The 18202-nt window shown below is 54.3% G+C and carries 16 protein-coding genes; 4 read left to right on the top strand and 12 right to left on the bottom strand.

Going from position 1 to position 18202, the window contains the following annotated elements; translation table 11 throughout:
* Positions 1-494: 494 nt before the first annotated feature.
* From EYB30_RS04745 to EYB30_RS04735, 3 genes are all read left to right on the top strand, one after another.
* Entirely contained in the window at positions 495-818 is a 324-nt protein-coding gene (locus EYB30_RS04745) for a hypothetical protein (protein WP_166837609.1), read from the top strand.
* A 106-nt stretch (positions 819-924) separates the two neighbouring features.
* Entirely contained in the window at positions 925-1287 is a 363-nt protein-coding gene (locus EYB30_RS04740; protein ID WP_166837607.1) for a hypothetical protein, read from the top strand.
* A 133-nt stretch (positions 1288-1420) separates the two neighbouring features.
* Positions 1421-1858, top strand: a complete 438-nt coding sequence (locus EYB30_RS04735) for a hypothetical protein (RefSeq protein WP_166837605.1) — start codon at positions 1421-1423, stop codon at positions 1856-1858.
* A gap of 88 nt (positions 1859-1946) precedes the next feature.
* Here EYB30_RS04735 and EYB30_RS04730 read toward each other — a convergent pair whose 3' ends face one another.
* Genes EYB30_RS04730 through EYB30_RS18735 form a run of 3 tightly spaced genes read right to left on the bottom strand, consistent with a single transcriptional unit; the run spans position 1947 to position 2639 of the window.
* Positions 1947-2198, bottom strand: coding sequence for a hypothetical protein (locus EYB30_RS04730; RefSeq protein ID WP_166837603.1), 252 nt, complete (start codon positions 2196-2198; stop codon positions 1947-1949).
* A gap of 3 nt (positions 2199-2201) precedes the next feature.
* Entirely contained in the window at positions 2202-2477 is a 276-nt protein-coding gene (locus EYB30_RS04725) for a hypothetical protein (RefSeq protein ID WP_166837600.1), read from the bottom strand.
* Positions 2478-2510: 33 nt separating this feature from the next.
* The gene (locus EYB30_RS18735; protein WP_277816724.1) at positions 2511-2639 is read right to left on the bottom strand and encodes a hypothetical protein; all 129 of its coding nucleotides are present in this window, start codon (positions 2637-2639) and stop codon (positions 2511-2513) included.
* Between the two features lie 299 nt (positions 2640-2938).
* Here EYB30_RS18735 and EYB30_RS18730 point away from each other — a divergent pair, with 299 nt between their 5' ends.
* The gene (locus EYB30_RS18730) at positions 2939-3064 is read left to right on the top strand and encodes a hypothetical protein (RefSeq protein ID WP_277816723.1); all 126 of its coding nucleotides are present in this window, start codon (positions 2939-2941) and stop codon (positions 3062-3064) included.
* 85 nt (positions 3065-3149) lie between these two features.
* On the opposite strand, the gene EYB30_RS04720 is transcribed toward EYB30_RS18730, so the two are convergent.
* The 9 genes from EYB30_RS04720 to EYB30_RS04680 form a co-directional block, all read right to left on the bottom strand.
* The gene (locus EYB30_RS04720; protein WP_206674560.1) at positions 3150-4163 is read right to left on the bottom strand and encodes an eCIS core domain-containing protein; all 1014 of its coding nucleotides are present in this window, start codon (positions 4161-4163) and stop codon (positions 3150-3152) included.
* A 72-nt stretch (positions 4164-4235) separates the two neighbouring features.
* Positions 4236-6302 carry a hypothetical protein gene (locus EYB30_RS04715; RefSeq protein ID WP_166837598.1) on the bottom strand — a complete coding sequence of 689 codons (2067 nt, stop codon included), beginning with the start codon at positions 6300-6302 and terminating at the stop codon, positions 4236-4238.
* Positions 6299-7669, bottom strand: coding sequence for an ATP-binding protein (locus EYB30_RS04710; RefSeq protein ID WP_166837596.1), 1371 nt, complete (start codon positions 7667-7669; stop codon positions 6299-6301). Before EYB30_RS04710 ends, EYB30_RS04715 begins: the two co-directional genes overlap by 4 nt.
* Positions 7650-10517 carry a contractile injection system tape measure protein gene (locus tag EYB30_RS04705; RefSeq protein ID WP_166837593.1) on the bottom strand — a complete coding sequence of 956 codons (2868 nt, stop codon included), beginning with the start codon at positions 10515-10517 and terminating at the stop codon, positions 7650-7652. Before EYB30_RS04705 ends, EYB30_RS04710 begins: the two co-directional genes overlap by 20 nt.
* Positions 10501-12888 (bottom strand): hypothetical protein, encoded by a 2388-nt coding sequence (locus EYB30_RS04700; protein WP_166837591.1) that lies wholly within the window; start codon positions 12886-12888, stop codon positions 10501-10503. The genes EYB30_RS04705 and EYB30_RS04700 overlap by 17 nt, the downstream gene beginning before the upstream one ends.
* Entirely contained in the window at positions 12878-13711 is an 834-nt protein-coding gene (locus EYB30_RS04695; protein ID WP_174978724.1) for a hypothetical protein, read from the bottom strand. The genes EYB30_RS04700 and EYB30_RS04695 overlap by 11 nt, the downstream gene beginning before the upstream one ends.
* The gene (locus EYB30_RS04690; RefSeq protein WP_166837589.1) at positions 13704-17462 is read right to left on the bottom strand and encodes a baseplate J/gp47 family protein; all 3759 of its coding nucleotides are present in this window, start codon (positions 17460-17462) and stop codon (positions 13704-13706) included. Before EYB30_RS04690 ends, EYB30_RS04695 begins: the two co-directional genes overlap by 8 nt.
* Complete coding sequence (locus EYB30_RS04685) at positions 17459-17884, bottom strand: GPW/gp25 family protein (protein ID WP_166837587.1); 426 nt, start codon at positions 17882-17884, stop codon at positions 17459-17461. The genes EYB30_RS04690 and EYB30_RS04685 overlap by 4 nt, the downstream gene beginning before the upstream one ends.
* Positions 17885-18184 (bottom strand): PAAR domain-containing protein, encoded by a 300-nt coding sequence (locus tag EYB30_RS04680; RefSeq protein ID WP_008222115.1) that lies wholly within the window; start codon positions 18182-18184, stop codon positions 17885-17887.
* Between the last annotated feature and the right edge of the window lie 18 nt (positions 18185-18202).

Below are 18202 nucleotides of genomic sequence, written 5' to 3'. Positions count from 1 at the left end.
AACAAATACAGTATGGCTCTGGCTGCAAAGCTAACCCACGTTCCTGGAGGTCAGCACCTCGTGGGGAGTCATTATGTCTAGGTAGCAAGTGGACCCATTCAACATATTAAAATACATCGGCATTTTTTATCTCGTGCTGTTTGCAGTACCAACTCTGATCGGGAGGTTCTCTTATTTCTCTTTAAGTTATTTAGAGAACATCTCTTATTTTGAGTTACACGAGTACCTGGTTGCAAAAGACTATGTAAAATCACAGAGCGCAGAGATCCGTTTTTGGGGAAAGGCTTATGAGTTTTCAGGGTTTTTGAACGAGAAAGTTATAGCTACTATACCATTTACTGTGGCTGCTTATGCTGGCTATGTAATGTTTTGGGTTTTGTTCAAAATTTGAAACCTAACAAGGTTAATTTCGTTCCGGCCACAAACAACATGGCCTCCACTGGACTGCCTACGCTACGCTGCGGCAGCCAATTAGCAAAGCGTTGGATTAAGTTATGGATGAGTATCTGATTAAAGTGGAACGGGACAGCGTGTGCATGGGTGATGACGTCGATGCACCGCATTCATACAGCTTCAAGCTTCCCTGCGATTCCAGTTTGAGCGACGTATTCAAGCACTTGGCGGGTAAGCGCTATCTGGCTTCAGTGGCAGGCCGGAATCACAGTTGGGATGCGATCATTGGTAAGAAGTCACTGGCGAAATTTCTGGCAAACAATCGAGAGCCTCAAGCTTCGGCCAGCCTTTCGGCTAAGGTTTCGAAATACGAGAAAGACGGCGTTTTGCATGTTCGCTTCAAATACAACAGTGCCACTACATAACAAACGGCTGTTGCCGCCCCTTCGGGGCCGGGACGGCCTCTCCGCCGCTTCGCGGCTACAAGTCCGCCCCCAAGCCGGGCGTCTATGCAAAAAATGGATCTGAAATATGACTGTTACTGAAGAGATAAATAAACTTCATCAAAAAGCATGGAATAACTATGATGACTTTATTGAATCACTAGAAAAAGCTGTATCAGTGTGTCGGGTTGCATATGAAAATGGTGAAAGCACACCTTTGTTCATAAATAACTATGCAGCTGTTCTACTAGATCTACATCGAGATGAAGAGGCCTTATCTCTACTTAAAAGCTGTAATCCATCGTTTTCGCAATACTGCTCGAACATGGCCATAGCAATTGCCAAAGCAGCTTATGACTTGGAACTAATTCGGAAGTGGAACCAGGCAGCAACAAAGCAGCCCAAGCAAGACGGTGCAATTGTTGCTTATATGGACTGGCAGGGCTTGTAATGCATAACAAAAAGCTGCACGCGGAAACATTTTACTACGTTCGTTTTTGTGCATTTCGCTGCGCTTCATTTTTTCACAAAAACGCTCTCCGCAAAACGTTCCGGTGAGCGCGGCGTTACTACTAGGTAATCAGATGAAATTTATCGATCCTTTCCCAACAAAATGTGAATGTTGCAATGAGAAAAATCTTTATCCTGTGAAAGACCTATTGGCCTATGAAGCGCATTGCAAAAGTTGTGGATCGAGACTTATCGATGGCCCACTCGGGATGCATAAAGGTAAGCGTCTAATTGCAATTGATTTATGGCCGGTATGCCTGCTTTTGGATGCTTGCGAAGAGTTTGACTTGGATATAGATCGTATCAGTGATGAAGAATTTGACAATATGTATCTGGTCAAAGATTTCATAAAGAACATAGAAAAAATGGGGTTCACCGGAGAGCCGGGAATGATTTTAGAGCTAGCAGCGATGAAGGAACTCAATAAGTTAATTGTCTCTTCAAACTTTGAGCAGTATTCCCTCAAGGAGCTTGCACTATTAGCAAACCCCGAGGTAAAACCTGGCTACTAATGGCGGTTATCAGTGACTGGGCGTTGTTTTATTAGTTGCTAAACAGCTGTCTCCATTAAAGCTGAATTACCTGTTTTACCAAAGAACGTTAAGCCAAAGCATTAAATTTATTGATCAACGCAGCTGGTAACTCTCCTTTATCTGTTAACTCTGTGTATTTTTTCCGCAGTCTAGCCAGCAGTGTCAGATAGTCATTGAGCTCTTCTTCAGCGTCAAACAGGTCATCATCATCGAGAATGTCAGCGTCAATTTGTGCTCTTAACTGCTCAATACTCCGCAGCAGCGAGTTAAACATTACAATGGTATCTGACCAGTTCACTGATATATTTTCAGATGTCATTTTTTAAGCCCTTTTTCCGGCAAGTTTAATTTTATTTAGCTGAGTTTCGGCTGCTATGTTAGTAATTTTTTCCGCTTTCTCAAACATAGTTTCCAGTAGCAGGATGTATTCACTTTGCTTCATTCGTCGATTAGCAATGATGTGAACATGGCCAGGTGTTATTAAGTCTATTGCAATAGACAATCCAGATGGTATTAACGAACCAGCCTTTATTTTCCATCTGTATTTTCCACCATCGAACACATCACTTTCTGATACACCAGCGTGTGACGGCAGCACATAGATAATGCCAGTTAATGGGTCCGTTACCAGCTATGAATCTTGTGGACGTATATTACCATCTTTGTTAGTGAATTTTGCTTTATCAGCATTGCCGTTACGATATAGATCCCGTTCTATCTGTTTGATATCAGTAATATAGAAATCTTTATCTGTTTTCATGCCAGCTCCCTCTTGTTGCATATAAGTTAAAACCCATCTACTTTAACCGAAATTTCGTCTAACAACAGCAATTTGTTTATTTTGTGTAAATTTAAATTAAACTTAGATAGTTAATGGTAAACAAGATAATTCAACTTGGTTGAGCAATGCTCTGTTCGATATGCAAAAATCTACCTTGAAGAAAAAGCTGTCGGAGTGGGCAGACAAACATGCTGTACACATTAATTAATTTCAAAAGGTTGTAGACAATGTTTAGCGTAATGGAACTCAGGCTTATCAGAACCTCTGTCAGGAAAACCATGGCTGATATGCTTAAACGTAAGGCTATCCTTGATCCAGAGTCCGATGACGCTATCGAAATAGCTAACGACTTGATGATGTACCAAAATGTACTGGAGACCATTAATGACCGGGAAGATGTTTAGGTTTTCAGCAAAAAGTTGAGCTAAAATGCTTTATGCGAAGTCAGTAAATGGCCTGACTTCGCCAAAGCGCTGCCCCTTGAGCCCCTTATCCCATTCGGCCAGCTGCATGTGCATGATATACGTATATGATGTGCCGTCCTGCGCGTTCATCATAGGTGCAGTTGTAACTTATATTACCGTTTACGGCATATCCTGTTCTTAGGCCTCCGCCAATTAAAATTGTTTGATTCTGCCCAACCACTATTTGTGATTGGTTATCCCATAAATATTGTTCCAATTCACCTTGCGACATATGCGCAAACGCCCGACCAGAATACCTAAGTTCGGCTCTGTCATAGTATTCATGAGATAGGCGTTGAACTACAGCCTGGGATTGGCTTGCTATGGCCTGTAATTGAGTCGTTTGGCCCCCGTTGCTCTGCAGCGCCTTAGCGCCCATGACATCCGCTTCATGCTCCAGCCCCGGATCATCATTTATCGCTTCGCCTTTAAGCTGCGTAGTGGCCTTTACCCTGCCCTGCTTTTGCTGCACTACATGCCAGGCTTCGTGCGGTAGGTGTTGCTCCTGCCCCGGTGCCAGGTGAATATCGGTACCCTGAGCATAGGCATGCGCTTGCATTTGTGCTGGCTTAGCCGAGTTGTAATGCACTTTTACGTCATCCATCGCGTAGCCGGACAAAGATTCAATGCCGCTTTTTAGCTGATTAGGCATACCGGTATTATTGCTGGCCTCTGCCTGACGCTGACTGACAGTCGCAGGCTCAAACTTGCCCTGTAGCGGCTCTTCTTCCTCTAACGCCGCTTGCTGCAAAACAGCAAACTTGCCCTGTAGCGGTTCTTCTTCCTCTAACGCCGCCTGCTGCAAAACAGCAAACTTGCCCTGTAGCGGCTCTTCCTCTTCCAGGCCCATTTGCTGGCTAACCGCGCCATCTGGCTGTTTACGCTGTAGCAGCTGCTGTGCGCCCTGGCGAATCGCCACTAACTGCGCGGCCTGCTGGCGTAATAACGGGCTTTGTTGCAGTGCCGCGCTGGCGGCACCAGAGGTGGGCGCAGGCTGCGGCTTTACAGCAGCTTGAGTACGGCCTTTAGCAAATTTCATCGTGAGTATCCTTTTGCTGTGCCAGAACTGCGGCAGGTTAAACGTGTTAAGTGTAGACGCTTCTACTCATAGTTAAGGGTAATGTTGGCGCCGCTGCTGCATACGGCGGTATAGCATAAAGCCCAGCAGTACCAGTGCCAGTACCGCCAGTAATATAAGCGACTGAAACTGATGCCAGTAGGGGTCACAAGATAAAATCAGCAGCAAGCCGATAGCAAACAACAAAGGCGCACCGTACAGCAGCAGCGGATGCTCCAGGTAGCGCAGCAGCGGGTAATACAGCAAGGTCGCCAGCAGATACAGGCTGGCTACGGCGATTAACAGCGAGGCCAGTACCAGGCGCCAGAACCAGCGTTTCGGGCACACTTCATCACACACTTGTTGTAGCAGCTGCTGATACTGATAGGCCGGCGCTACAGTAAACGCTTGATTAACCACCTGATATTGCCCGGCGCTTAGCGGTAACGCCCAAAACGCCGCGCCACTGAAATTCCAGTTGGCGTAGGTCAGATCATTGGCCAAATCCTGCAGGCTTAACTGGCCGCTTTGCTCCAGTGGCAGTATCTCAAACAGCGGCAACATTTTTTCCAGCAGCATGGTCGCGGCATCGGCGCTGGGCATGCTATCAATAGCCGTTTTTAGTGACTTCATTTGCCGTCGAAACGGATAAGCAGCCTGCGCCTTATCCGGCGCGGCTAACTGCGGTGTTAACTGCTGTGCTGCCATCACGTCAGCGTCAAACCTTACCAGCAGTAAATTGACCAGCGGTGCCAGTGTCGCCAGCTTATCCGGTGCGTATATAGTGTCACTGCGGTACTTTTCAGCCTGCATGGCCTGATAAGCCGGTAAAGCCGCCGTTAACACTGCACTGGCCGGCACTTTTAAATTAATAAAGTACTTGTCGGTGTTGGCTGCCTCGGCACCCAGGTTAAGATCGGCCCTTAACTGGCGTAAAAAACTGATAAAGTTAAGCTGCTCAGCCTCGGTCAGGTTGGCTAAATTCAAATCAAACGTCACACCATCAGCCAGGGTACGCCTGGCGCTTAAACCAAAGCTGAGCCAGGGTTGCAGGTTATTTAGCGCAAAACCGTCCATCGGTGTGGTTAGCTGTGTAACCAGTGCAGCACGCAAATTATCCAGTGCCAGCGGCTGATAACTGATGCGGTCAAAACCGCTAACCACCAGATCCAGGTAAGTGTTGTGCGCCTGTGCCAGATTAATAAAGCCATTAAAGTGCCGGCTGTTTTGCCAGTTTGGTGGCGCCAACAGCTTATTGTCTTTCCCCAGAGTAAAACCAAACAGCCCAATACGGTTAAAATTAACAAAGGCGATTTCAGTGGTTTGTGTTTGCCAGTACGGCACCAGACCATAGCTAAAATTGGTAAAGCGCTCTTGCTTAACAATTTGCGCGGCACAGCCACACTCGGCGCTGGCCTGCCATTGCAGCGGCTGCGCCGACTCGGGCTGCCACTTTCCGGCTTTAAAGCCATTGTCGAACACCAGCTGGCGTAAGCGGCTTTGCTCTGCGGTGGTTATCGGCACGTCCGTCGTTGCGCCAGCAAAACCGATGCTATCAAGCGCCACGCCAAACATCGCCTCAGTCAGAAAAATCTGCCCGGCTAATGGCGCCAGTTGCTGCAATTGCGCCTCGGGTAAGCTGGCCACCTCGGGCAGTTGCTGCCACTGCGCCAGCCCATCGCTGTCAATGCCATAGAGCATGGCCGGCGCTGCGGCAGCGGCGCTAACTGCTGTCGCGGTATTCTCTGCAGCAGTATTTTCTGCAGCGCTATGTTCTGCTGCACTGGTGTCTGCCACTGGCTCTGCAGCGGCTGCATCAGACGATAGTGGCTCAGTGCTGATCAGTAATGCTGCATAATCTGTTGAAGGCCGTTTTATTGGCCGCAGTAACGGCTGCAGCGTATTGACCAGCTGATAACGCTCAGTAAACAGCTGGCCTTTAAGCGCTGCTACCGCATCAATAATGGCCTGCCGCGCTGCAAGCGTCGCCAGATCGGCCTCTGTCAGCTGGTAATAGCCGCTTACCCTAACGCGCTCTGGCGCAGACGCCGCAGCAGTGGCTGGCAATAACAGCAGCATCACACTGATAACTTGCAGCCAGTGGCCGGTAAATGCTGTCATACCATCATTCCTTCTTTGCGCCGCTCGCGGCTGATGCCCTGCAGCAAATCATCCTGTCGCAGCGCCTTATCGCCACGTAATAAGGTCGCGATAGCGGCATAACGCACCACATTGGTCATAGCGCCGCCTGACAGTTCAAACTCATGCGCCAGATACACCAGATCAACATCGGCGGATAGCGCCACACCACTGCCTAAAATGCGCTGCCACAGCTGCAAGCGCTCTGATACATCGGGCAGCGGAAAGTACAGCATGGCCTGAAAACGGCGGGCAAAGGCTTCATCGATATTGGCTTTCAGATTGGATGCCAACAGCACCACGCCGGGGAAGTCTTCAATGCGCTGCAGCAAATAAGACACCTGCTGGTTGGCGTAACGATCGTTACTGTTACTGGTTTGGCTGCGTTTACCAAATAAGGCATCGGCTTCATCGAAAAATAAAATCCAGTGCCGCGCCTGCGCCTGGTCGAACACCGCCGCCAGGTTTTTTTCGGTTTCGCCAATGTATTTGGACACCACCGCCGACAGATCTATGCGATAGACATCGGCACCGGTTTGCTGGCCAATTAAGGCGGCGGTCAGCGTTTTGCCGGTGCCGGGCGGGCCGTAAAACAAAGCGCGGTAACCCGGCTTTATGCTGCGGCTCAGTTGCCATTGCTGCATCAGCGTGTGCTGGTGCTCCAGCCAGCCGGTGATATGAGCAATTTCTGCCATTAACGCCCCCGGCAGCACTAAATCCTGCCAGCCCAGTGGCGTGGTTAACAGCCGCGCCGGAAAATAACTGTTGTAATCCGGCTTTTGCCGGGTGCCGCTGATAAACAGCTGCAGATACTCGGCACTGACACACAACCGGGCGCTTAAAAACGGCTCATCGGCGCTGTCGTGCTGCAGCTGAATAATGTTGTCGCGCCGAAGCGGCTGCTCTGGCTGTAGCAACTGCATCACATCTAAGCGCAGCGCCAAATCGGCCCCCGCCAGCAAAAAGGCCGCCGTTTCAGCACTGGGTAAAAAACCACTGTGCTGCTTGGTTGCCGCGCCGCCAAACTCGGTAAAGCTGCGGCCCAGATTGTCGTTGCGGACAAAAAAACTGTCCAGCAGCTGCGGCTGCAGATGCGGTGCCAGCGCCAGCAGCAGCAGTAAGCGCTCATTAACACTAAGCTGGCGTTGACAGACAAAGCTGGCATAGCTGCCTTGCGACGGCTGCAGCGCAGGCGGTGGTGCCTGGCGCAGTAAATCCAGCGCTTGCTGCTGAAAATAGCTGTGTAGCCGCAGTTCAATGCACTGTGCCAGCCAGTGCAGCTCGCGCTGTAAACACTGCGCATTGCTCTGTGTGGTTGCTGCCGTAAGCTTAGCCGCGCCAGTGAACATATAGCTCTCCTTGCATCCAGTGATAGCGGATCAGTGAAAACGACCAGGGCAAGCCATCCAGTAACATATCATAGGGCCCGCTTTGCAGCTGTAGCTGCCAGCCGGAGCCATTACCAAGCTGACACAGGCTGCCACTGCGCTGTAAAAAGCACTCGCGTAGCGTACTGACCGAGCTGTTCGCCAGCTTGGGCCACTGCGCAATAATACCGGTCAGTAAACTGTCGGCCAGTTCACAAGCGCTATCGGTTACTTGCAGATCCATCCCGGCTGGACAGGGTGGCTCACAGCCGTTTAGCAGCATCGCCAGGCGCCACTGCTGCCAATAATCATGCGGCGCAGCCCCTGTGTCGCCGCTGGCCATATAGTGCAGCAGCGCACAAGCCTGCCAGGCCTGTTGCACGCTGGCAAAGCGCGGCCCCTGCAGATAGCCAAGTCGCTGCCACAATAGCGGTAAATAAGGCGCCGTCAGCACCAGCCCAGCGTTAATCACCGGTTGCCAGCTTAGTGCGCTATCTGTGTCCTGCTGCCCCGCCTGTGCCTGTTCAGGCTGTCCTGCCGCCGGGCGGGCCCGCAGCGGGTTTGCCTGTTGTGCCGCCTTTGTCTCTGCCATCACCACAGTAGCAGCGGGCTGCACTGCCTTAGCCGTAAAGGTTGTGGCTTGTGCTACTGCAGCTGAATTGTGGCCAGGCACAGCGGCCTGCCCTGCTGCTGCGTTGACGCCGGCCAACTGCAATAACTGGCGCAGTTGACGCAGCAGCACCAGGCGGGCTAACAGCGCCGGCTGCTTTGCCAGTTGGCGTTGCAGCATGCGGTAAAATGCGCTGCGGCTATCCGGCGCCAGCGCCTGTGCCAGTTGCTGCAATAACGCGCCGGCCAGCAAGCTGGCGCCAGCGTTGCCAGCTGTTACCGGTTCAGCATTTGCTGAGCCAGTAACCGCGCCCCGTGGCTCTGCTGCAGTTGGCACGCTTTCAGTCCACAGCGTGAGCGTCGCATCGTTTTTCGCTATTGATGCTAAAGCAGCTTCGGGCACTGGCAAGTTGTAGCGTACACACAACTGCTGACAAATCACCTGCGCCCGGCTGTGCGCCTGTGCCGGCAGTGCAGCCAGCAGTAGAGTTAGCATTTGTACAGCCAGCGGCGCTGTGGCCAGCTGCGGCACCTTGTGCAGCTGCAGTGTGTGGCCAAGCGCCAGCGGAGCTTGTTTAAGCGCCAGCGGCCGTTGCTGTAGCGGCAACGGTTGTATCGGGCTGGTCCAGGGCGAGCTGACCGCCAGTTGCCAGTGTATGTGCTGCCATAACCGCGCCAGCTGACCGGCCTGCCCCTGCTGTAGCGCCGGTGCAGACGCAGCGCTCGTGCTGTCCCCCTGCAACTGCGCAGCCAGTTGCTGCAAAATGCGCCGTGCCGCTAAAGCCCCGGTTTTTGCCCTTAACCACAAATGCAGCTGCTCAAGTAAAATCTCCAGTGTCAGTGGCTGGCGCTGCAACGCTGCCTGCAGTAACGGCTGCCAGCAGGCCCGGTGCAATAGCGGTAACGGCAAACTGATGGCAGACAAGGCGTGCTGCAGCAGGCCGATATAAGGCGTCATCGCCGCGACACTGGCCGCCTGCAACTGCTGAAACAAACGCTGCAGCAATTGCGGCTGGGTGTAATCCACCAGCACCGGTAATATGCCGTCACGCTGCAGCTGCAGCCGCATGCTGTCCAGCCACAGACTGGAGTTTTGCTGCAGCAGCCGTTGCAACTGCACATTCAGCTGACGCTGCTGTGCCACGGTCAGCCGCTGTTGGCGCAGCAGCGCCAGCAACTGTTGCCAGACGGTAACCGCTGTCGATGCTCGCTGGCGTGTTACCGACGGTAATAGTGCCAACGGCAAATCTAAGCGCTGACTGACATAAGCCGGCGCAGGCCCCCTGTGCTGTGCCGCTTGGTGTTGTGGTGCCTGGTGTTGTGGCAAACGGCGCTGTCGCAGCTCTGATTGGTTACTCGGCAGCAGAGGGAGTAATAACGCTGTTAGCTGCAATAATAACGGGCTTTGCGCGGCAAAATAACGCTGGCTGTCGGCCAGGGTTTGCAGCATATGCTGTACTAACTGCTGCAAGGAGATATTGTCGTGTGCCGCCATGCGTTGTAGCAAATAATGCAGATAACTTTGCCGGTTAAAGCGGCTGCCACGGTCAACCAGCAGATAACTGAGGCTTAACTGCCACAAATGCCGCTGGCGCTGGCGCAGTGCCGGCGCCGCTAACAGGCGCTCACTGTGCCGCAGCTGTGGCGAAATAGGCGCCGCGGCGGTAAATAGCTGAGGCTGCGCCATCAGTTGCAGGATAAAACGCTGCTCGCCAGGTGCCAGCAATTGCACCAGTTGTGCCAGCATCTGGCTGCTTAGACCAAACGCCAGCTGGCTACAGATATCCCCCTGCGCCGCCAGCTGACGTAAGATGGCCACTAGTTCAGCGGCATACTTCAGGTACAGCGGCCACTGCGCCAGCAAGGCCTGACTGTCGGCGGCAGTAAACGCGCGGATAAGCTCGCTGCGCATCGCCGCGCTTAAAGCATCTGAGTGCTGGCTGTCTGTTGCACCGGGTAGCGGTAGCCACAGCTGGGTGCGCAGCGCCTGGCGGAAACTCTGCTGCAGCAGGTAGCGATCGGCTGGCAGACACAGCGGCGGCAATTGCAGACTGATCTCGGCCAGCTGTACCTGCTGTGGCAGATCAAACTCGTCCAATACCTGCTGCGCCACCGGCAGCAGCTCATGCTGTAACAAGTGCTCGGCGCTGGCATTAAACCACTGCGCCCGGTTAAGGCTGCTGCAGTTAAAATCCAGTTCAATTTCAGTCAGCCGATGCATCGCCGCCCTCCAACCCGGCCGCTTTGCGCAGCGCATACAGGTACTGCACCAGCGCAGTGGCACTGTCTTGCAGTGGCTGTCCGGCTTTTACCGCACTGCGCCAGTACTTAAACAGCCTCTCAAAGCGGTGCATGCGCTCAAAGCTGATAAACAGCACCTGACAATCTAAATGCGCCGGACAATTTAGCTGCACGCTTTCTGCTACCAACCGCTGAAAGCCAGGATCGGCAAAACGGGCTGTCCAGTTTGGGCACAGTACTGTTAGTTGGCCGTTATAAAATGACGCCGGCACCCTGGCCTGGCTTTTTGCCGCCAGCAACAGCAGATGCTCAATCACATGCAGCCCCTCGGACTGATAACTGAGCTGGCATAAAAACCGGCTTAAACAATTGGCCAGAATAACGGCACCGCGGTATTGGCGAAAACTGCCACACAGCCACCACTCATCGTGCTGACTGTGCGCGACCTTAAGCAATAACTGATAATCCTGCCCCTGTTGGCTGATGCGGTAATGACTGAGGTTAATACCGCTTTGCAACACTTGTTGCGGCACGGTGTCGCCCTGCAAACAGACCGCAGCGGCCAGCCGGCGCCGTGCACGGCGGCTGTCTGGCGCAAAAGGTAAACGAATGGCCGGTACCGGCTGCAGCAGGCCATCGGCGCGGGTTTCGTCCAGGTACAGGCTTTGCAACTGTCGCTTACTGCTAAGCCGCAGTTTATAGCGCAACACAGCAGTGGTCAGCGACTGTGCGGTCTGGCCTAAATCCAGCAGCAGCGCCTGCTTTTGCACAAAGCCGCCGATGGCATCGCGCCACAGCGACGCATAATGATCCGGTGCCGCCACCCTGTCGCGTGTCATCACCACTATTTTCTTCAGGTAGCGTACTTTTTGCTGTAGCCGCCGCACTGCGCCGCTGTGCGCACTGTGATAATAGTCATAATGCTGCAGGCTGTGCTGGTTCAGGCTTTCACCATAAAGTGCTAACAGATAGTCCAACAGCCGGTGTTTACGCGCCAGCACATTGTCAAACTGCTGATAAACCGCCGTTAGCTGTGTGGCCATATCTTCAGCATAAAGCCGGTTGACGCCGCTGAGCTGGCTGTCGTTAAGTAGTTGAAAGTAATAACTCTGGTTAAGATTATCTGGCGAATACAGCGCCGGTAACTGCTGTAACTGGGCCAGAAAATTGGCCAGCAGTTGTTCAAACAGTAACAAATAGCCTTTTAGCTGCCACTGCGCACTGAGCAACTGGGCCGGATTTTGCTGCAACCCATAGTTAACCGGTAACAGCTGCTGTAAAGTGTGATAGTGCGCCAGCGGCCGGTAACGCCCCTGTGGTAGCGGACACAGCCGGTCGGGCTCCAGCTGCCAGCGGCTGTACTGATGAAAGATCTTTTGCTGGTAGCGCTGCACCACGGCTTCTTGCCCGACACTGACCCGTTTATCGCCCAGATACAGGCTTATGGCGTTACTGCTGCCAGACTCTGGCAGCGCCAGGCAATACAGTGCCAACCCCTGCTGTAATGGCAGGCTGTCGTAATACAGCTGATTATCGCAGCGCAGCGCAAATTGCAGCAGCTGCTCAACCCCGTCAATATGTTGTAGCGGTTGAAAAAACGCCTCCAGCTGCACACTGTTTTGCTGCGCACAGTGCGCTAATACACCGCCCGGTGTCAGCGGGCCGGTAAATAACTGCGCGTAACTTAGCCCCTGCGCTAACAGCTCAGCATAACTTTGCCGCTCGCTGCTTTGCTGCAATAGCTGACGGCAGCGGTAGTACAGCTCGGCGACAACCTCGACCGGATCAGCCGCGGCGTGGATCTGCAGCTTTGCTTCGGGCTGGCACGCCAATGGCTGTAGCAGTTCAATCTCGCCCAGCTGCTCGCCCAGATTACGCCGGGCACTGTAACAGCGGCGGATAGCGGCCTTAAGCTGCTCTGACGTCTGGCTGCTGTCGGCCGCGACGGCCACCGCCCGGTACAGCCCGGTCAGCTTATCGGTTAATAAATGAATATCCGCCAGCTGGGGCAGGCAATCGAGCAGGTAGCGGCGATAATCCTCTGCGGTGGTCGGCCGGCAGCTGAGAATATGCTGCGGCGCCACCAGGCCTAAGGCCTGATAATCAATTTCGCCGTGCGCCGAGGTTAATAAATCCTCAATGTTAAAATCACAGCGGTACTCCAGCTCAGTTAAGCTAAAACACAGCTGCTCTAACAGCGTAATGCCGGGATCATGCAGGTTATAATCGGTCCAGCGCTTAGCGGCCAGCTGCACTATGTCGGCCAGCGCCTGTTGTTTTAACTGATTAAAGCGGTCGGGCTGTCCGCTTTGCCGCCGCGCCAGCGCCGGCCCGGTGCTGTCAGCGCTCATTGTCGCCACCTTCGCTGCCAGCGCCGTCTGTTGCGCCGCCAGCGCTGAGATCCACCGCCTGCCAGCACTGGCTCATATGTTCATCAAACCAGAGCCGGGTTAAAAAGTAGCTGATGCGGATATCGCTGCCTAAATCGGTGCGCGAGCGCAGTTGCAGGCAGTAGCTGTCATCGGCCAGCCCCTGCCAGCGCAACTGCAATTTGCTACGCCGGTTTAAATAGTACGCCTGCTGCACCCGGATGCGTTTTTTCAGATTGAGAAAATTAAACCACCAGCCGCGCGGGTTAAAGGTGTTCAGGGCGGTGGCTCTAAGTAGCGCATAATTGCCGCTGCCCTGGTTGCCGGTACCGGCCATCACATCGAACGCCTGACAGCCCTGCAGCGGGCCGCTGATATCATGCCACTGGCCATCGGCAGGAATTTGCGCTTTGCCATTTGGCTGGTACCCCCGCTGCCCCTGCAGCGTCAGCACACCGGCGACATCCAGCGTACTTTGCGGCTTGGCGGTGGCAATACCCACCCGCTGCTGTGGCGTAATGGTCAGGGTGGCTGCGCCGCTAAGCGGTTTAAACTGCAGTGCATTACTGTGCTGATCAAAGCGCAGCTGCCACAGTGGCTGTTCGCTCAGGTTGTCTCGGAAGAAACTTAACAGCTCGGTATGTTTACCCAGCACCGTGATTTCAAAGCCATTACTGGCCGATTTATCAAAACCGTCCTCCAGGGTATTTAATGATGAGTCAATCAGATCAGCAAACTCACGCGCCGAAGGCATAGCGCCGTCACGAAAGAAATTTTTCAGCGTATCACGGTTACGTTTAGCCATCGCCTGCTTCCTGCGAAATGATAAAAGTCTGGCCTATTTCCAGCTCGCCAATGCCGGTCGGCTGGGCTACCACCGTTTCGCGTTGACTAAGCAGGGTGAGCGCATGGCTGCTGGCCGGTTGCAGCAAATGCCAGGGTTTTACCGGCGTCAGCACCAGCTGCTCGGCGGCACTAAAACAGGCACTGTCCTGCATACCATAGCGCCGGCTGCCCAAATCACTGATATGCAGCAGCGAAAAGTCGGTGACAAATTCCACATAAGGCCGCTGCCGGATAAAGGATTGCACCAGTTGTGGCCTGAGCTCCCAGCCAAAACGGGCCAGCGGGCTGTCCGCTGTCCAGGGGCACAAGTAATCGGCCAGCTCACGTTGCAATAACTGGATACCATCGCCCTGCCGCGCTGCGTTGTTAAGCTTTACCGCACAACGCACCTGTAGCTGCTCAAACCCCGGATTAGCCACTTCAACATGAGCAAAAGGCGACGCCAGAGCCCTGACATAGTGTTTAATCTGCCGTAGCAGCTCACCACTGACCAGATGCTTATTGCAGGGATCATGCGCACAACAAGGTTTGGCCGCCAGCACCACCAGCAGCAGCCGTCCGGCGCCAGCCTGGCCGGGTTGGGTACTGGCGTTGGCAAAACATTTAACTTTGCCAAGCTGTGGAAAGGCCTGCAGCACCAGGCGTTCAAAGTCGTGCGCGGTGCAGGCGCGCTGCTTATGGCTTAAACGCTGGGCAATGCGCTGCACCCGATCATCCGGCGATTCAGGGTTTTGCGCGGCCTGCCAGGGAATGACCGCGTTGATAGCATCAAGGCCGACTATTTTTTGCTGGCATTGCCACTGCAGCTGAGCGGTGGCGGCCAGCTGCGCCTCCGTTAGCTGATGCGCAACGTCGAGCGCTTCTACCGCCACGGCATTAGTCAGCACCCGCCGCAAGCGGCCATAACTGCGGCTATGCGCCGGGCAACATGCCCGCAGCCAGGCCATACCGGTTGGCATTAACTGATGCTTGGTTTGCAGTGGCTGGGGTAACTGCAGTACCAGCATACCACTGCAGGTCAGGCCATAGCTGCTGTCTGCCACCAGTGCCTGCTTCGGTAAATTCTGCCAGCTGTCGTTATGCAGGTACTGCCAGTGCAGTGCATCCTGCGCTACCGTATCGCTGCTGCCGCGTGCCGCTTCAATATCAAATAACAGGCTTAGCCGGCCGCCCTGCGCTATGCCGGTCAGACCAAAGCAAACATAGGCCTGATGGGCAAAATACGGCACTAACGACACAGCACTGCGCTGGGCAGACGGGTAGCTCTGGCGCTGACCAAAAGGGTAAAGCTGCAACAGCAGATCGCGCTTACCCGGCGCCGGATCCTGGCGGGTATCAATAGTCGTACTGGCGCAGTAATTCAGGCTCAGGCTGGCGAGCTGTGGCACATAAGGTGGCTGTGGCAGCGGTTTGGGCTTTTTATGCCGGGCGTTATACAGCATAGTGTCACTTAAGGCGCCGGCATAACGGCTGTGGCCAAATGCCATCGCCGGTGCGCTAAGCCGTAAGCGGAAGAAACCGCTGCTGGCACAGCTGTGATAAGCCGCCCCGGCCTGCGGTGTATCCAGGCGAAAAGCGCGCACATCATTAAAGGTTAATTGCTGCTGGCTGAGTAAACGCTCGCTGTCTGGCGCTGAGGCAAACAGCGGCCAGCCCGCTGCCGAACCGGCTTGTGCAGCTAACGGCTGCCACTGGCCAGCGTCGAGCACATCCAGTTGCGCCAGAAAGCTCTGGTTAGCCGGCGGTTGCTGGTCGTCGCTGACATAGCCGGCATAATAGCCGGCAAAGCCGGTACTGTGATCAGGCAACTGCGCCCAATTCAGCTGCAGTTGCAGTTGCTGCAATTGCTTGTGTTGCCACTCGACATGATTAAACAACAGATAGCTGCCGCGCGCCGGCACCGGGCCGAAAGGCCAGAACGGTTTACTGCTATCTACCGGTCCCAGCTGATTAGTCAGATTTAACTGCCGCAAGCCCGTTACGGCAACCTCTACCTTGCAGCACAGCAGATCAAACTGGCTACAAAGCGTGTAACCACAGAGTTTCGCCGCCGGATCCAGCAAAATTTGTAGTGTCGCTCTGCCCTCGTCATCGGCTGTGACAGCTGCAAAATTACTGCTTAACTGGCAACTGAGCTGCAAGGTGGGCTGCGCTGTTGCCAGCGGCTGCAAACGGTACTCGCCAATAGTGCTAAAGCCGTCGGCAGTTGAGATCTTAAGTAAAAACAGATTACTGCAGTAACGGTAAAACAGCGTCATCCGATCGTCCTGCAGCAATTGGGTAATACATTGCAGGCTCTGGCTGGCCGATGCCGATGTACACAGCGCTGCGGCCTTAGCCAGCAATTGTGCTTTGTACTGTGCGGTTAACCACTGCTCAGGGCCAAACAGATAATAGCTAAACAACTGGCCGAACAATGGGTAAAAATCCTGCAGCCGCTGGCATTGCAGCAAGCTGTCAGGCAGGCTGTCAAATTCCGCGGCCAGACTCTGCTTCAGCGCCAGCTGCAGTTGTACAGTAATGCTGCGCTCGCCTTCGGTCAGTAACAGCACCGGCGATACTATGGCAAAGCCTGGCAAACGCGGGCAGCTATCGTCAGCGGTAAAAAGCGCCAGTGGCTTATCCGGGCTGACCTGATGCACACTGCTGTACATGCGGCTGACAAAGCCCAGCTCATGCTCGGGCGAAATACGCTGGCTGCTCAGTAAGCTGACGCTGCAAATTTGCTGCAGTTGAACGTTACTGAGCCACAGCGGCTGGCTGTTGCGAAACAGTATCGGCGTGCCGCTGCTGTCATTACCGGCGCTAAAGCGGCTGTCTGCCTCCAGCAACACCGGCTGGGCCCGGGCGCTTAGCGACAGGCTCAGCCACAGTTGTTGCCGCGCCGGTGCCAGTGCCGGCATCTGCAGGCAGTCATCATAGTAAAACCACAGATGGCGCTGACTAACGCGGTTCAGCCGTTGTTGTGACTGCTGATACAGCTTTAAGAAACTGAGCACTAACGCCAGCGCCGGCTCAGTGTCACCGTCCTGCCATAGCGCTTGCAGCCGCGGCGCCGACTGCTGCTGCAGATAACGCAGCAGCTGCAGCGCGGCACTGCAACAGGACGCCAGCGATACCGCAGCCGTTTTCTCATTGGTTTGTGACAGCTTAAATAAGCTGTGCGCCGTTGTCGGGCCAGCTTCCGCCAGTAACGCTGGCAGTGCTGCCAGATGTTGTTGCCAGTTGGTGCTGAGTTGGTCGGCCAGCAAAGCCGCCGGGGCAGAGCCGGCTTGCAATAGCTGCCGGTACCAGTTGTCGAGCTGCAGCAGCAGCTGTTGCACAAAACTGCGCTGGGCGCGCTGCCCTTGCTGTGTTAAGCCCTGCCAGTTTTGCTGCAACAGCGAACAGTCCACCGCAGCTATCTGCGCCAGCGTCACCAGTTCACTGTTGTCAAACAACGGCTGCCAGTTGGCCTGGCTGTGCGGGCCGGCATCGCCAGCGTCGGCACTATCCCCCATGTTGGCACTATCACCCATGTTGGCACTAGCACCCACATAGCGGATCTGCGCGGCCAGGGCCGACAGCAGGCTGATCAGTTGATTGATATTCAGCTCATCCGGCTGAAAATAGCCGGCTTGCAGCGCCTTTGCCTGCGCCGTCTGACGACTTAAGCCATCGCGGTAATACGCCGCAGGCCAGTGCCGGCGAGAAGGCGCAAACCGGCTCACAATGACACCTCACTGCCTTCCAGCAGATAAAACGGGTAAACCATATTGTGCCGGCTGTTACTGCTGCGGATCTGATAGCTAAGCTTAAGCAGCAAAACGCCGTCATACAGTTGTGTCAGATCCGGCACAACATCCAACAAGCGGATGCGCGGCTCATAAAACAGTACCGCGTGTTCAATGGCGGCAATAATATTGGCCAGCACATGGTCATCCAGCGCGCTAAATACATAGCGCTGCAAGGCACAGCCATATTCCGGTTGCATTACGCGCTCACCGGGCCGGGTAGAAAACAGAATATGCAGGCTTTGCTCAATATCCTGCTCGTCACTGACCATCCCGGCCTGACGCTGACGTGCCTCAAAGCGGGGCGGAAAGGCCCAGCCCTGGCCGATAAAGGCAGTATCCGGCTGGTCGCGCTTCATTTAGCCTCCTATCATTACCGTTGCCGCGCCCATCACCACAGTGCCGCCATGGGCACAGTTATCACCCAGTCTTGCCGCCGGTTTACCGCCGATCATCACCGTGGCCGAACCTTTAATAATGCTGTCCGGTGGCCCGACACAAACGCAGTTATCGCCCAGCACCGCCGCCGGTAACTTTTCAATCAGTACCGTTGGCACACCGGGCCCCACCACCGGCCCGCCAACATGCGGAATGGGCGGTAACCCCGGCGTTTGCATCGGACACTGGTGCATATCGGTTAAACGGGCAGCAGGTGGCATAAGCGCTCCTTAATTGGG

Source organism: Rheinheimera pleomorphica (assembly GCF_011634895.1).
Taxonomy (GTDB): Bacteria; Pseudomonadota; Gammaproteobacteria; order Enterobacterales; family Alteromonadaceae; genus Alishewanella; species Alishewanella pleomorphica.
Note: the sequence above shows the minus strand (reverse complement) of the source record. Positions and strands in the feature narration are given on the sequence as shown.